The sequence below is a fragment of the Pseudodesulfovibrio profundus genome (assembly GCF_900217235.1).
In the GTDB taxonomy this organism is placed as follows: domain Bacteria; phylum Desulfobacterota; class Desulfovibrionia; order Desulfovibrionales; family Desulfovibrionaceae; genus Pseudodesulfovibrio; species Pseudodesulfovibrio profundus.
This window is the reverse complement of sequence record NZ_LT907975.1, coordinates 1314704-1329340: the sequence shown is the minus strand read 5'-3', so window position 1 is coordinate 1329340 and position 14637 is coordinate 1314704. Positions and strand designations below refer to the sequence as shown.

The 14637-nt window shown below is 54.3% G+C and carries 14 protein-coding genes; 7 read left to right on the top strand and 7 right to left on the bottom strand.

What is annotated here, in order from left to right; genetic code table 11:
- Positions 1-20 precede the first annotated feature (20 nt).
- Positions 21-1397, top strand: a complete 1377-nt coding sequence (locus DPRO_RS06450) for an ATP-binding protein (RefSeq protein WP_097011309.1) — start codon at positions 21-23, stop codon at positions 1395-1397.
- Positions 1398-1403: 6 nt separating this feature from the next.
- On the opposite strand, the gene DPRO_RS06445 is transcribed toward DPRO_RS06450, so the two are convergent.
- The 6 genes from DPRO_RS06445 to DPRO_RS06420 form a co-directional block, all read right to left on the bottom strand.
- The gene (locus DPRO_RS06445) at positions 1404-2189 is read right to left on the bottom strand and encodes an ABC transporter permease (protein WP_097011308.1); all 786 of its coding nucleotides are present in this window, start codon (positions 2187-2189) and stop codon (positions 1404-1406) included.
- Positions 2186-3076: an ABC transporter permease gene (locus tag DPRO_RS06440; protein WP_097011307.1), complete on the bottom strand. Its 891-nt coding sequence runs from the start codon at positions 3074-3076 to the stop codon at positions 2186-2188. Before DPRO_RS06440 ends, DPRO_RS06445 begins: the two co-directional genes overlap by 4 nt.
- Positions 3063-4283, bottom strand: a complete 1221-nt coding sequence (locus DPRO_RS06435; protein WP_097011306.1) for an ABC transporter substrate-binding protein — start codon at positions 4281-4283, stop codon at positions 3063-3065. The genes DPRO_RS06440 and DPRO_RS06435 overlap by 14 nt, the downstream gene beginning before the upstream one ends.
- Positions 4284-5231: an ABC transporter ATP-binding protein gene (locus tag DPRO_RS06430; protein ID WP_097011305.1), complete on the bottom strand. Its 948-nt coding sequence runs from the start codon at positions 5229-5231 to the stop codon at positions 4284-4286.
- The gene (locus DPRO_RS06425; RefSeq protein ID WP_097011304.1) at positions 5207-6208 is read right to left on the bottom strand and encodes a phosphotransferase family protein; all 1002 of its coding nucleotides are present in this window, start codon (positions 6206-6208) and stop codon (positions 5207-5209) included. Before DPRO_RS06425 ends, DPRO_RS06430 begins: the two co-directional genes overlap by 25 nt.
- A 147-nt stretch (positions 6209-6355) precedes the next feature.
- Positions 6356-7513 carry a M20 family metallopeptidase gene (locus DPRO_RS06420; protein WP_157917381.1) on the bottom strand — a complete coding sequence of 386 codons (1158 nt, stop codon included), beginning with the start codon at positions 7511-7513 and terminating at the stop codon, positions 6356-6358.
- Positions 7514-7690: 177 nt separating this feature from the next.
- Between DPRO_RS06420 and DPRO_RS06415 the strand changes: the two genes are divergently transcribed.
- Entirely contained in the window at positions 7691-8194 is a 504-nt protein-coding gene (locus tag DPRO_RS06415; protein WP_097011302.1) for an ABC transporter substrate-binding protein, read from the top strand.
- A 19-nt stretch (positions 8195-8213) separates the two neighbouring features.
- On the opposite strand, the gene DPRO_RS06410 is transcribed toward DPRO_RS06415, so the two are convergent.
- Positions 8214-9445 (bottom strand): IS3 family transposase gene (locus DPRO_RS06410; protein WP_097010824.1). Its coding sequence is split into 2 segments (ribosomal slippage): positions 8214-9091 and positions 9091-9445, totalling 1233 coding nucleotides; the frame shifts between segments, so codons are not numbered across the junction.
- On the opposite strand from DPRO_RS06410, the gene DPRO_RS06405 reads away from it, so the two are divergent.
- The 5 genes from DPRO_RS06405 to DPRO_RS06385 all read left to right on the top strand — a co-directional run bounded on the left by DPRO_RS06405 (position 9435) and on the right by DPRO_RS06385 (position 14623).
- Positions 9435-10577, top strand: coding sequence for an ABC transporter substrate-binding protein (locus tag DPRO_RS06405; protein ID WP_232005722.1), 1143 nt, complete (start codon positions 9435-9437; stop codon positions 10575-10577). The genes DPRO_RS06410 and DPRO_RS06405 overlap by 11 nt on opposite strands.
- A 192-nt stretch (positions 10578-10769) precedes the next feature.
- Positions 10770-11744 carry an ABC transporter permease gene (locus tag DPRO_RS06400; RefSeq protein WP_097011300.1) on the top strand — a complete coding sequence of 325 codons (975 nt, stop codon included), beginning with the start codon at positions 10770-10772 and terminating at the stop codon, positions 11742-11744.
- 9 nt (positions 11745-11753) lie between these two features.
- Entirely contained in the window at positions 11754-12641 is an 888-nt protein-coding gene (locus DPRO_RS06395) for an ABC transporter permease (protein WP_097011299.1), read from the top strand.
- The gene (locus DPRO_RS06390) at positions 12638-13609 is read left to right on the top strand and encodes an ABC transporter ATP-binding protein (RefSeq protein ID WP_097011298.1); all 972 of its coding nucleotides are present in this window, start codon (positions 12638-12640) and stop codon (positions 13607-13609) included. Before DPRO_RS06395 ends, DPRO_RS06390 begins: the two co-directional genes overlap by 4 nt.
- A gap of 18 nt (positions 13610-13627) precedes the next feature.
- Complete coding sequence (locus DPRO_RS06385) at positions 13628-14623, top strand: ABC transporter ATP-binding protein (RefSeq protein WP_097011297.1); 996 nt, start codon at positions 13628-13630, stop codon at positions 14621-14623.
- Positions 14624-14637 lie beyond the last annotated feature (14 nt).

The following is a 14637-nucleotide window of genomic DNA, read 5'->3' as shown; positions in this document are numbered from 1 at the left end:
GGCTACGCTCCACAACGGCTATGGCGACCCGCCTCCTCGGAGGCACAAACTCGGACGCCGGGCTCCACCTTAAAAAGACCGATCAGTGGTCCAAAGGATGGGGGGAGGCGCACTTCATCATTGATTATGAGGGGCATATGCTCATGCACCCTCATTTGCAGGACAAACATTACAGCGAATACGGTGATCCCCGGTTGAGCCAGGTGGCAGAACAGATTGTTGAGAAGAAGAATGGGCAGATCAATTACTTGTGGCAGAATCCGGGTGATCCGGGGTTACGAAAAAAAATCGCCTACTTTCAGGATATACCCGAGCTTGGTTGGATTGTGGCATCGTCGAGCCTGTATGAAGATTTTGAGGGACCTCTGGATTCGATAACACTGGTCTTTGTTGTGGCCTTGACAATCCTCATCATCCTGATCCTGCCTCTATCCATCTGGATATCTTCACAGATAACAAAACCGCTCGAAGAGCTGCAAAGTGACTTTGCCAAGGCAGCCAGTGGCGATTTTTCCGTTCGGATGAAGCAGCACTCCCGTGACGAGATCGGCCTGCTTGCCGGTTATTTCAACTGGTTCATGCAAAAGCTGACCGAATACAGTGATGATCTGCGCACCGAGATTGCCGTTCGCAAGGAAGCGGAACGCAAGCTCATCGCCATGGATGAAAACAAGACCCTGTTCCTGGCATCGGCCTCGCACGAACTGCGGACTCCGCTCACATCCATCATCGGGTTCCTCAAGCTCATGGATCGGAACTTCAATGTCCGTTTTCGCCCTCGCCTCGAAGAGCATGTCGAAACAAGGGAAAAATCCGTGCAGTTTGCCGAGAATCTGGAGGTTGTCAGAAACGAAGCGGATCGTCTGGGCGTGCTCGTCAATGACCTGCTGGATCTCAGCAAGATCGAATCCGGTCGGATGGAGTGGCGTGACAGTCACGAGGATGTAAGGGATATTCTCGATCGCGCCGCACGATCGGTGGTCATCTATACGGAGCAGAACAGGGACGTTGAGTTCATATTGGAACGGCCTACGTCAGAAGCCTTTGTACGGGTAGATGCCGACCGTATTCATCAGGTGCTGATCAACTTGTTGAACAATGCATTCAAGTATACGCATGAAGGAACGGTCACCCTTCGCGGCCAAGTGACAGCCGATGCCATACAGTTTTCGGTCTGTGATACGGGACGGGGCATCCCCGAGGCGGATCAGGACAGGATCTTCGATGTCTTCTATCAGGTGGACGACGTGAATCAGCGGTCAAGCCAGATATTCGGGACCGGACTTGGTTTGGCTATCAGTCGGAACATTGTTCAGCATTACAACGGCTCACTGAGTGTTACATCCACTCCCGGCAAGGGAAGTTGCTTTCGCTTTTCCTTACAGCGTGTGTACTGACGGGCCTTAGTACATGCCGCGTTTGCGATAGATGACGGAGATGATCATTTCCATCAGAAAGAACAGCAGGATCGGGATGCAGAGAAAAATGAGGGTCATCATTGATCCTGTGCTCCTGTCTGATGAGGTCAGATAGGGAAACAGGTGTCCCGTGAATGAATCGACCGCCCCGCCCCCGATGAGAAAGACCAGGAAATACTCCGAGAACGCCACCAGAAAGACAACCGAACCGCCCGCAATGGCAGATGGAATCAGCAGGGGCAGTTCAACGCTCCACAGCCTTTGCAGCGGTCCCGCGCCAAGATTGTGGGCGCATTGTTCATACTCTTTTCCAAATGCCTGATAGCCTGCCGTGAGCGCTCGTAGCATATACGGGTAGCTGAACACCGTCAGTACAAGCACGATGCCGATGAAGGTGTCCGCCAATCCCACCTTGATGAAAATGTAATGCACCCCCATGGAAAATGTCATGGCCGGAACAAGGGCGGGAGCGAGCAGGATACCTTCCAGCAGGTGTTTGCCCCTGAACCGTCTTCGGGCGAACAGGTGTGCAGGGCCGATACAGAGGAGAAATGTGAGAATCGCCGTGAGGAGCGAGTAGCCCAGAGAGGAGAGCAGGTGCCCGACCAGCGGCCCTCTTTGCGTCCACAGGTACTGGATGGCGTGCAGGTTGAACTCCGAAGGGATGACATCGGGAAATTTCCACCTCGGCGCCATGACATAGAGGATGAGAACCACCAGCGGGATCAGGGAAGTGAAGGCTATGAGTCCGAAAAACAGACGATGCCTCATAGTTTGCGCTCCCCTTCATCCAGCCGCGAAGCGATTCTGGTATAGATGACGATGAAGGCCAGAGAGAAAAGGAACATGCATACTAGTATGGCCATGGCAATGGGCCGGTTAACCAGATCACGACGGAAAAAAAGATTGTACACTTCCATGCTCAACATGCCGGGCGAGCTTTCACTGAGCAGAAACGGAATATCGAACGCCCCGAATCCGTAGAGAAATAAAATGATTCCTGCCGTGTGCAGGGCCGGTTTCATGTGCGGCAAGGCAACGCTTCGGAATGTTGATACCGGGGAACTGCCCAGCATGGTCGCTGTCTGGATCAGTCGTGGGTCAAGCCGACGCAGGACGGCGAGGGTCAGGATGATGACAAAAGGCACTTCCTTGAGCACGTAGGCGAGAATCATGCCGAGCCCTAGTCCGCTGTGAATAACGGGTGGAAAGTCGGCTGGTGCATCAATGAATCCGAATTGGTATGCCAGGGAAGCGAAGACACCTGACTGACTCCAGAAAATAAGAACAATAAACGCCACGGATATGTGCGGCAGTATGAGTGGGATTTTATATACGACCGAGAGCCTTGAGAGCTTGTGCGGCATTTGCCAGATTGCATAGGCCAGGACCGCACCGATGGTCACGGAAAGTGTGGTCGACGCCAGAGCGACCCAAAGGGAAAACAGGGCTGATTGAATGAAGTGTGGTTGCAGTAAAGCAGTGTAGGCGGAAAACGGCTCGCCCGTTGTCTGGACCGGCAGAAGGAATCCGAAGGACTGCACCACAGCCATGCCCAACCCTCCCAGAAAAAGCAGAACAAAGGGAATGAGCAGCGGCAAAAGTCTGATGAAGACCTTTGCCGCACTGCTCGCAGATGTCCGTTTATCTGAGGACATTTTCCTCCCAGCCCTTTTCCAGGGCTTCGACGTATTCCGCCGGGATTTCCGGCACGGCCACTTTGTTCAGTTCCTGTGGTGTAAGGGTAGCCTTACCCAGTTCAATGGCTTCGAATTTCTTGCGCTCTTCCGGTGGCAGCGTCATCAGTTCAATGGCAGGAAAGTCGCCCCAATTAGCAGGGTCGAATTTGGAAAGCTGCGCTTCGGGAGACATCAGGAAGTTGGCGACAACCATGGCTCCGGCCTTGTTGGGTGCATTGGCCGGGATGGCCGTGAAGTGCAGGTTGAAGATGGCCCCTTCTTTCAGCACAAAGGTGCGCACCGTGTCGGGGTAGGAGCCGTCAAGTATCTTGGATTGGGCATGCAGGGGATGATAGGACATGTTTATGTCCAGTTCGCCTCGTGCAAACAGGGTATCCATCTCGGCAGAGCTTTTGGGGTATGATTTGCCTTCCTGCCAGAGGTACGGCTTGAGTTCATTGAGGAAAGCCCACAACTTGGGTGCCTGCTCATCAAATTTAGCCTGACTCCAGCCCGAAAGGTACTGATCCGCACCATTGGTTACGGCATAGAACACCTGTCGGATGAAGGCGGAACCGGTGAAGTCCGGCGGCTGGGGATACGTGAATCGACCGGGGTTGGCCTTGACCCACTCCAACAGATCCGCATGGCTGCTTGGGGGCGTAGTGGAGCGGGCTGTGTCGTACTCGAAGACAAACTGCGCTTTGCCGTATGGTGTTTCATATCCTTCGGTAGGATAGCCGAAATCGAAGGATGCCAGTCCTTTGTCGACATACTTCTGGTAGTTGGGCAGTTTGTCTGCATAGGGACCGAATAGGGTCTCGGCCTCTTTGGTGGCCTTGAAATTTTCGCCGTTGATCCAGAGCAGGTCGATGGAACCAACGGTTTTTTCGGCACTCTTTTCGGTAAGGAGCTTGTTGACGAAGACGCCTGCGTCCATGGGAACACGAACCAGCTCGATGCCGTACCGGTTTTTGACTTCCTCTGCCACATACGTGTCGATCCACTTGTTCACATGAGTGAATCCTCCGTACATGTAAAATCGTACGGTACTGCCTTCGGCTGAACTGGTAATTGATTCCCAGCTCGACTCAAGCAAGGCTTTGTCGCTTTGTTTTGGCGGTTCGGACGCGCAGCCCGGCAGCAGGGTCAGAAGCAAAACTATCATAACGGCAAAACGAATCATCTATTTCTCCTTGGGTTGATACTGTATATGCACGCGCTGTCCCTCGCGGATGTCGACCCCCCCGCTGATGACGGTCAGACGCGTTCCTTTCCAATCGACTTCATATTTGTTGGTTCGCCCTGCAAAGATGGCCCGGCGGATGATGCCGCTGCCATTGTCATCGGGCCGGATGGACAGGTTTTCCGGGCGGACGAAATAGCCGCCATCCCGTATTTGAATACCCAGCAGAGCAGCATCCGGCTCGGTAAGAGTGTTCACCGGACCGAGGAATTCGGCCACTTCAAAGGATGCCGGATGTGCGTATACATCCCGGGCCGAGGCGAATTGCGCCAGCTTGCCGTTCAGGATGACTCCAATATCGTCAGACATCAGAAACGCCTCATCCTGATCATGGGTCACGCAAATCGTGGTCACACCGAATTCCTGTTGCGTATCCCGAATGAACTCGGCTGTGCGCATCTTGAGATTGCGGTCAAGGTTGGCGAACGGTTCATCGAGCAGAAGAATGGCCGGATTGACGACCATGGCCCGGGCAAGGGCCACGCGTTGCTGTTGTCCTGCTGACAGGCTAGCGGGATATTCATCCGATTTGCCTGCCAACTGGAAGTGCTCCAGCAGGGTCATGACCCGGGAGTGAATTTCAGCCTTTTTGATCTTTCTGGCCCGAAGGCCGAAGGCTACGTTGTTGAACACCGTCAGATTCGGGAAAAGCAGATAGTCCTGAAAGACCAAAATGACCGGATGTTCCCGACTGGGAGGTTCGCCAAAGGCAAAATGGCCGCTGTCAGGAGACTCCAACCCGGCAATCATTTTGAGCAGGGTGGTCTTGCCGACACCGGACGGTCCGATGAATGACGTGACCGACCCTTTATCCACCGTGAAGTCGATATCATGCAGGATGGGAGAGCCGTTGAAGGATTTGTTTATCTTTTCTGCCCGAAGAAACATTCCATTTTATCCATATTGTATTGAATTTTCACAAAGGTGTCGTTGTTCTTTAGCATCCTGTTGGATTGGGTGTATTCGTAATATGCCATGAAACACCATGACATGGCACGCAGCAGAATCGTTTTTTCCATGACGTCGGCGCATTGCATGGCCGTGTCGAGGTCCATGTCGGTGTCTGCGGCTTCAAGGTAGGCGGCGACAAATGCCTTGCGCCCTTCGTCATCGAATCGGAAATCGGTTTTCCAGAGTGTGGTGGTGGGAACAAGAAAATGCCCGATGTCCTGAAAACGGCTCGATACAACGGCCTTTTCCCAGTCCACGAGCCATCCCTGTTTGGAATCATCGTCTTCCGAAATAATGAAATTGTGCGAGTTGACCTCGGTGTTGACGATGACCATAGGATCATCCTCAAAAAGCGGGGCGGCCTTGTCCGCGAGGTCCATGATCCTATCCAGATAGGAGAGGAGCATGTCCCTTTGCTCTTGCAAAGGATGATCATCAAAGCGACGAATCAACCCTTCGCTCTCCCGGGCGATCTCAAGGACCGGATTGGCCTGGACTATCAGAGCATCATTGACCGGCTGGGCGTGGACCTTGGCAAAGATGGATGCGGCTTCCTGCCAATCCTTTTTGTAATCGAGCGGCACGCCGGGGAGATATTCCATGAGCAACACCCCGTGGCCCAGTTCATCATATCCAGGCTCTGGCTCGCAGAAGAACGGGCGCGGAGTCACGCCGGAGCGCGATAGCGCGTGGAGCACCGCATATTCATATTCAATCTGACGATCCAGTCCGAGCTGGCTGCCGTGATTGATGCGAAAGACGTGCTGCGCCTGCCCATATATTTCATTGATGGTGATCAGGTAATTGGCGTTGTACTCCCCAGCAGCAAGAAAGCGAATCTCCTCTTCCGGGTCAGTGATATGTAGCCAGCCGCGATCACTGAGGAAACTATTGATGGATTGAATCGTGTTCATATCTGAACCTGATAGCAGGTGGCGCAGGATCGGGCAACTTTCTTGTTCCCTGACCAGAGAAGAAAGCGAACTTCTGCCAGAAAAGATGTGACGGAGAAGAAGCGTGCCGCTCCTGAAGGGGTCACCTTCGGAAGCGGCACTTAGAAGCTACTTTTTATATTTGTCGTAGGCTTTGAGAATGCTGACGGCAGTGAGCAGGCCCTGTTTGACCATGCTGTCTGCCAACATGAACTCGTCAGGGGTGTGGTACTTGCCACCAGCCGGTCCCATGCCGTCGAGGACCGGAACTCCGGCTTCAGACACGGTGTTGGCATCGGAGCCGCCGCCGCGGAATGCCGCGGTGACTTCCATGCCGATGTCCCGGCCAGCCTCTTCGACCAGCGCATAAAGATTCATGATGGTGTCATTGGTGACCATGGGCGGCCTGTGGGTGCGAATGGCGACGCTGCCGCTGGTTCCTTCCAGGCTGCATGTCTCGGCGATTGCCTTGATGGATTCCCATACCTTTTCGCCTGCGGTCGGATCGACGAAGCGTGTTTCAGCGCGGATGGTCGCCTTGGCCGCCACGGTATTGGGACCGACGCCGCCTTCAATGGTGCCGATATTGAGCGAGGTGCCGGCGTCCATGTCGTTCAGGGCTTCCAATTGCGTGATCTTCTGAGCCATCTCGACAATGGCCGATGGTTTGGGGTGCGGAGTGTGTCCGGCGTGCGACGGCTTTCCTTCAACTGTCAGATCGAACACAATGCGTCCCTTTCGACCGGTGACCACTTCGCCACCTGATCCCGAGCCTTCCATGACAAAGCAGAAATCGGATTTCTTGGCTTCATCGACAATGAGATTGCGGGATCGGGGTGAGCCGATTTCTTCGTCTGCATTGAAAAAGAATGCCATGGGCATGTCGGTGACTCCGGCAGCCTGGAGTGCCTTGACCGCATATATGCCGATGACCAGACCGGCCTTCATGTCCGAAGTGCCTGGCCCGTATATGGTGTTGCCTTCGTGACGGAAGGTGTCGAATCCCATTTCCGGCGGGAAAACGGTGTCCATATGACCAACGAGCAGCGGCCCCCCGTTGTTTTCGATTCGGGCGTCGTTTTCAGCCAGCAGGTTGTCGCCGGTATCTTCAGTGGTCAGGCGTGAGGTGGCGAACCCCATGTCCGCGAGAACATCCTGAAGGACATCCACGACCTCGTTGACCCCTTCCGGGTTGGCGCTGTGGCTGTTTATATTCACCACTTGTTCCAAAAGGGCGAACATCTCTGATTCATGTTCTGTAAGGTATGTTTTTATGGTATCGATCATCAGGGTTTCCTTTTTTGAAAGTGACGTGTGCGCGCATGATACGGGAAATTGGCGCATTGGCAAAATTTAATCCAGGAAAAACAGCATTTGAGACATTATATGTTAAAAAAGTTGCCTTTTTGACGGTTGTGTGACACTTTTTTGTGCTTTTTTCTGGAAATCAACAAGGAGAATTTTATGAAAAGAAGACTTCTGATCAGTTTCGTTATTCTGGCAAGTCTGCTGCTCGGGGCTTCCGTGGCCATGGCCAAGGATCTGACCCTCGGTTTGAAAGGTGAGCCGACCTCGCTCGACCCGCACTTCCACAACGTCAGCCAGAACAACCAGATGGCTTTGTACGTCTTTGACAAGCTTATCCTTCAGGATTCACGCCAAAAACTGTACCCCGGACTTGCTGTCTCCTGGGAGCCTGTCAGCGACACTGTTTGGGAGTTCAAGCTCCGCGAAGGCGTCACGTTCCATGATGGATCACCGTTCACCGCTGAAGACGTGAAGTACACCATTGAGCGCATTCCCAATGTGCCCAATTCCCCGTCCTCCTTCTCCGGCGCCGTGTCCGCAGTGGAAAAAGTCGAGATCGTGGACCCGCTGACCGTGCGTATCCACACCGCAGCTCCGGCTCCGCTGACCCCGCGTAACTTTGCTTCTTTCGTTATTGTGAGCCGTCCTGAAATAGGTTGACGGTTTTTGAAGGTTTCAATCAGGCTGTGGGGCTAGCCCCACAGCCTGATTCGTGTACATCGTTTGGCGTTCTCATTCCTAGGCTGAGATGTGGCCGTTGTGAATTGTATATCTCAACGGATTCCCTCACCAGGGTATTGAGCTCTGCAAAGTCGTTGCATTTGGTGACCATGAACTCTTGCTTCAGAATTCCATTCATCCGTTCCGCCAAGGCATTTTGATAGCAGTCATAGCCATCTGTCATGGAAGGAACCATGCCGGATTCCTGGAGTTTTCTCTGGTAGACCGAAGAAGCGTATTGGAGTCCTCGATCTGAATGGTGAATTGTATTCACCCTCCTTCGCTTGTTTTCAACTGCCGCGTCCAGCGCTTTGGTTGTGCTTTCCGCACTGAGATCCCGGCTCACGTTGTATCCCATTATCTTCCGGCTGAATGCATCTGTCACCAGCGACAGATAGCATGTTTGCTCACGTGTATTCACGTAGGTAATGTCGCTTACGAACACCTGCTCAGGACATCTCGGTTGAACATCTTTCAACAAGTTGGGATGCTTTTTTAGCCAATGCTTCGAGTTGGTTGTCTTTGTATAGTTTTTCCGTCGCTTGATGAGCATATGCTCTCGCCGCAGCAGGGAAAACAACCCATCACGTCCGAGCCTGATTCCCTTTGCGGAAAATGCGTCCTTCAACAGGTGGTACAGCTTTCGAGTCCCAAGGCGGGGCATCCTGGTCCGCACGTTCAGGACCATGGCCTTTGCCTCCTGATACATGGCTTCCCGTGCATCATGGCGCTTTTCAGCCTGATACACGGACTGCCGACTGACCCCGAGCTGCCTGCAACAAGCAGACAAGCTTATTTGTCTTTCTCTCTGAAGACTTCGTGCAGCTCGGGGGTAAGCTTTTTTCTTATAGAAGTCCCAAACTCGCGGTCGGAAATCTCAATCATTTTATTGAGAAGCGCGGTCTTGATCTTTTCTTCCTCAAGCTCTTTCTCCAGCCGTTTGATCTTCTGGACCGGTGTTTCTCTGGCTTTTGGGTCTTTTCGGGAATGTACCATGGACTTGCTCCAATCAAGGGTGCCGTGCTTCCTGAGCCACTTCAGCACAGTGCTTCGCCCTTGAATACCATAAAGAGCCTGAGCCTGCTTGTACGTCATCTCGCCCTTTTCCACCTGTGCCACAACCGACAATTTAAAGGCCATCGTGTAATCGCGTTGGGTGCGTCTAACTCGCTGTTTGGATTTGTCTTCCATAAATAGGTCCTCTGGGTGTCAACCTATTTCAGGACGGGACATTGTTTCCAAAAAAGCCACCGAAGGAAAGGGTACTGAAGACTTCAACTCCGGTGTAGCCGCCATCGGTACCGGTCCCTACAAGCTGGTGGACTGGGCTCGCGGTGACAAGCTCGTATACGAACGCAACGACAACTACTGGGGTGACAAGCCCGAGTGGACCAAGATCACCGTTCGTCCCATTTCCAACGACGGTACCCGTGTTGCCGCCCTCAAGTCCGGCGACGTGGACCTGATCAACTTTGTTCCCCCGGCAGATACCAAGCACCTGAAGAAGGCAGACAACGTCACTGTTTCCATGTCTCCTTCCACTCGCCTGATCTACCTGCACGTGGACTCCGATCGTGATGATTCCCCGATGGTTTTCGGCAATGACGGCGAAAAGATCAAGAATCCGCTCAAGGACGTTCGTGTCCGCAAGGCCATCTCCAAGGCCATCAACCGCGAAGCCATCGCCGCCCGCATCATGGAAGGCCTGGCTATCCCCGCAGCCCAGATGCTGCCCGAAGGCTATGAAGGCACTTCCCCGAATCTGAAGCCCGAGCAGTACGATCCCAAGGGCGCCAAGGCTCTCCTCGCTGAAGCCGGCTACCCCGAAGGTTTCCGTCTGACCATCCACGGTCCCAATGACCGTTACATCAACGATGCCGACATCGCTCAGGCCATCGCCCAGATGCTGACCAAGGTCGGCATCAAGACCGAAGTCAATACCATGCCCAAGGCCTTGTACTTCGGTAAGGCTTCCGCTCTGGAATTCTCCCTGATGCTGGTTGGCTGGGCCACTGACACCGGTGAGCACTCCAACTGTGTCGGCTCCCTGCTGCACACCTACGACAAGGAGAAGGGCTTCGGTTCTTCCAACCGCGGTCGTTACTCCAACCCGGTGGTTGATCAGAAGCTCGAAGAAGCACTGGTCACCGTCGATCCCGAGAAGCACAATGAGCTGCTGATCGAGTCTGTGGAAGCAGGTATGAACGATCTGGGTATCGTGCCCATTCACTTCCAGGTTTCCGTTTGGGGCACCAAGAAGGGCTTGACCTACAACGGTCGCACCGACGGTTACACACTGCCGCACGAAATCAAGGCCCAATAAATCGTTACGGACCATCAACAATGAGGGGGCGTGTCTTGCGCCCCCTCATTTTCATCTGATAGTGGTTGTTCACAAGACCACGCCTGCGTCTCCACGCACCTCATCCGAATTCTTCGCAGGATCGTCGTCACTCTCTCAGTGACTCGCCGCTTAACTGTGGCGAACATTCAGAACAACCGTATAGGGATTATAATGCTAGCATTTTTAATTAGACGCATATCCCAGAGCGTAGTGGTACTCTTGGTCATGTCGGTATTGGTTTTTGTCGGTGTGTTCTACATCGGCAACCCCATCGACATCCTGATCGCCCCTGACGCCTCGCCTGCCGAGTATGCCCGCGCCGTCAAGGAGCTGGGGCTGGACCGGCCTCTCTGGGAACAATATTTCGTATTTCTGAAAGGGGCCCTGCAGGGGAATTTCGGCAACTCCTTCGTCTACAACGAACCAGCCCTGCAGATTATTCTCGACCGCCTGCCCGCCACCCTTGAGCTGGCATTCACCGCCATGTTCATGGCTGTCTTCCTGGGCATCCCGCTTGGCATGATCGCGGGTATCCAGCATGACAACTGGATCGGTCGCAATATCATGTCCTTTTCGATTCTTGGCTTCTCGCTGCCTACCTTCTGGGTCGGCCTAATGCTGATCATCGTCTTTTCGGTTCATCTGGGATGGCTGCCGTCAGGAGGACGGGGCGAGACCACGAGCTTCCTCGGCATGCAGGTCAGTTTCCTGTCGTGGGAAGGGCTGTCGTATCTGATACTTCCTGCCACCAACCTCGCCTTGTTCAAGACATCGCTGGCCATCCGGCTGAGTCGTGCAGGTGTTCAGGAAAACCTCCAGATGGACTACGTGAAATTCGCCAAAGCCAAGGGATTGTCCAACACCCGTATCATCGGGCTGCATGTCATGAAGAACATCATGATCCCGGTCGTCACCGTGCTTGGTATGGAGTTGGGTAACCTCATTGCTTTCGCGGTTGTTACCGAGACCATTTTCGCCTGGCCCGGCATGGGCAAGCTGGTCATCGATTCCATCGGTGTCCTTGATCGTCCCATCATCGTGGCCTACCTGCTCATTACGGTGACCATGTTCATTTTCATCAACCTTATCGTCGACATACTCTACTCGATCCTTGATCCAAGAGTACGGCTCGGCGACGAACGCTAGGAGGGGAATATGGCAGTAGAATCCGAATCCCTGTTCTGGCAGGCCGTCAAAGAGTTTTTCGAGAGCCGTGTAGCGACCATCGGATTGATCGTCCTTGCGGCGGTCATCTCTGTGGCCCTGCTGGCACCGTATATATCCCCGCAGAATCCCTATGACCTGATGTCCATCGACATCATGGATTCCAAGCTCGAACCGGGCAGCTCGTCATTTGACGAGTCGGTCACGTACATTCTGGGTACCGACAGCCAGGGCCGCGACATGTTCAGCTCCATCCTTTACGGACTGCGCATTTCGTTGGGTGTTGGCGTATTGAGTACAGTGATCGCCCTTGTTGTCGGTGCGATAATCGGCCTGTGGGCCGCCTATGTGGGTGGGAAAACCGATGCCTTCATCATGCGAACGGTTGACCTCCAGTTGAGCTTCCCGGCCATTCTGGTGGCGCTCATCCTGCTGGCGATTCTTGGAAAGGGGATCGACAAGATCATCCTGGCCCTTGTTATCGTTCAGTGGGCCTATTACGCCCGCGCCATTCGAAGCAACGTGCTGGTGGAGCGAAACAAGGAGTACGTGGAAGCGGCCAAATGTCTGGCCCTGCCCCAGCGGCGGATCATGTTCGGTCATGTCCTGCCCAACTGTACGCCGGAGCTTATCGTTATCTCCACGGTGAAAGTCGCCGGTGCCATTGCGCTGGAAGCGACCCTTTCCTTCCTTGGTCTGGGTATGCCGATCACACAGCCCTCACTAGGCCTGTTGATCGCCAACGGCTTCAAGTTCCTTCAGTCCGGGTATTACTGGATCAGTGTCTATCCCGGTCTGGCCCTGCTTATTCTGATCGTGACCATCAACCTTGTGGGTGACCGGTTGCGCGACGTTCTGAATCCGAGGTTGAAACGATGAGCGCACCACTTCTCGATATCAAGGATCTCCAGACCAATTTCTACACCCGTGCCGGTGTGGTCAAAGCGGTCAACAATATATCCCTTACCATCAACAAAGGTGAAGTCATCGGCATTGTCGGTGAGTCCGGCTCGGGCAAATCCGTTACCGGCTTCTCCATCATGGGGCTGGTGGACCAGCCCGGCAGGATTGCCGGCGGTTCCATCAAGTTCAAGGGGCGCGAGCTGGTAGGCCAGTCCGAGGCCGAGTGGCGTGCGTTTCGTGGTAACGAAGTTGCCATGATCTTTCAGGACCCCATGATGACCCTCAATCCGGTGTTGCGAATCGATACGCAGATGATCGAAGCAATCCGCGCCCACGAGAAGGTCTCCCGCGACGAAGCGCGCAGGCGATCAATCGAGGCGCTGGCCATGGTCGGTATCCCGTCCCCGGAAGAGCGCATCAAGGCGTATCCGCATCAGTTCTCCGGCGGTATGCGGCAGCGTGTGGCCATTGCCACCGGACTGCTCAACAACCCGGATCTGATCATCGCCGATGAACCGACAACCGCCCTTGATGTGACCATTCAGGCCCAGATCCTGTCCGAGATGCAGAAGCTCTGCAAGAAGACGGATATGGCGCTCATGTGGATCACCCATGACCTGACCGTCATTGCCGGTCTGGCCCATCGTGTGGCCGTCATGTACGCCGGAACCATCATTGAGGAAGGTCCGGTGCAGGATGTGCTCGATGATCCGCAGCATCCGTATACGGAAGGGCTGATCGGGTCGGTTCCCAGCCGCAACAGGCGCGGTGAACCGCTGTATCAGATTCCGGGCATGACTCCCTCGCTGATCAACCTGCCGGAAGGGTGTCCGTTCCGCATGCGCTGTCCGCGTTCTTCGGATGTGTGCCTTCAGGAACCGCCGGTTACGGTCAGGGAAGACGGACGAAAATATCGCTGCTTCCATCCCGGCAAACAATCGTAAACGATGGTGGAATAATATATGAATGAAACTCCGTTCATCCGCTGTGAAGAGATCAGCCGGATATTTCAGAAGAAACTGGACTTTGCCGCCAAGTTGGCCCGCAAGATGGGGGCACAGATCACCCGTGAACGCGTTCAGGCTGTCGATGGTGTCAATCTGGACATCATGCTTGGCGAAGTAGTGGGTCTGGTTGGCGAGTCCGGCTGTGGTAAGTCGACCCTTGGCCGTATGGTCTGCGGGATTCTTCCCCAGTCATCCGGCAACATTTACTACAAGGGCAAGAACGTGACCGAGATGACTCCCAAGGAGCATCTTGACTATGCCATCAACGTTCAGATGATATTCCAGGACCCGTTCGCCTCCCTGAACCCAAGAAAGCGCGTCAAGTCGATCATCGGTGAAGCGCCGCTGTACCATGGCCTGACTACCGCCAAGGAATTGGACGGCTATCTTGATGGCGTCATGGAACAGTGTGGACTCGATCCGTCCTACAAGAATCGGTACCCGCACCAGTTCTCCGGCGGTCAGCGCCAGCGCATCGGTATCGCCCGCGCCATGGCCGTGGACCCGGAATGTCTGGTTTGTGACGAATCCGTGGCTGCTCTGGACGTATCCATTCAGGCCCAGATTCTGAACCTGTTCATGGACCTGCGCGAGAAGCACAACCTGACGTGCCTGTTCATTTCTCACGATCTCGGTGTTGTGGAACACATATCCGATCGGATCGCTGTCATGTATCTGGGACGACTGGTTGAAATTGCCAAGGTCGATGAATTGTTCGACGCACCGTTCCACCCCTACACCAAGGCGCTGCTTGCCGAAGTGCCGCGACTGGATAAGCGTGCGGTCGAGTTCTCGGCTCTTGAGGGTGAGATCCCGTCCCCCCTCGATCCGCCGTCAGGCTGTCACTTCCACCCGCGCTGTCCGTACGTCATGGACGTCTGTCGCGAGGAAGTTCCCCTGCGTCGCGAGATTGCTCCCGGCCGTTACGCCTGCTGCCACCTCGATTCATAACGACCTGATAAATA